This window comes from Escherichia sp. WS568 (assembly GCF_046486085.1).
Classification (GTDB): domain Bacteria; phylum Pseudomonadota; class Gammaproteobacteria; order Enterobacterales; family Enterobacteriaceae; genus Escherichia; species Escherichia coli.
Window position 1 is genome coordinate 1 of record NZ_JBJQMC010000071.1, and the last position, 888, is coordinate 888.

The 888-nt window shown below is 52.9% G+C and carries 1 rRNA gene; it reads left to right on the forward strand.

From position 1 onward, the window contains the following. Positions 1-888: ribosomal RNA gene (locus ACJHWR_RS25235) — 23S ribosomal RNA — on the forward strand; the annotation flags it as partial.

Sequence of the window (888 nt, forward strand, 5' to 3'; positions counted from 1 at the left end):
AGTGTGTGTGTTAGTGGAAGCGTCTGGAAAGGCGCGCGATACAGGGTGACAGCCCCGTACACAAAAATGCACATACTGTGAGCTCGATGAGTAGGGCGGGACACGTGGTATCCTGTCTGAATATGGGGGGACCATCCTCCAAGGCTAAATACTCCTGACTGACCGATAGTGAACCAGTACCGTGAGGGAAAGGCGAAAAGAACCCCGGCGAGGGGAGTGAAAAAGAACCTGAAACCGTGTACGTACAAGCAGTGGGAGCCTCTTTATGGGGTGACTGCGTACCTTTTGTATAATGGGTCAGCGACTTATATTCTGTAGCAAGGTTAACCGAATAGGGGAGCCGAAGGGAAACCGAGTCTTAACTGGGCGTTAAGTTGCAGGGTATAGACCCGAAACCCGGTGATCTAGCCATGGGCAGGTTGAAGGTTGGGTAACACTAACTGGAGGACCGAACCGACTAATGTTGAAAAATTAGCGGATGACTTGTGGCTGGGGGTGAAAGGCCAATCAAACCGGGAGATAGCTGGTTCTCCCCGAAAGCTATTTAGGTAGCGCCTCGTGAATTCATCTCCGGGGGTAGAGCACTGTTTCGGCAAGGGGGTCATCCCGACTTACCAACCCGATGCAAACTGCGAATACCGGAGAATGTTATCACGGGAGACACACGGCGGGTGCTAACGTCCGTCGTGAAGAGGGAAACAACCCAGACCGCCAGCTAAGGTCCCAAAGTCATGGTTAAGTGGGAAACGATGTGGGAAGGCCCAGACAGCCAGGATGTTGGCTTAGAAGCAGCCATCATTTAAAGAAAGCGTAATAGCTCACTGGTCGAGTCGGCCTGCGCGGAAGATGTAACGGGGCTAAACCATGCACCGAAGCTGCGGCAGCGAC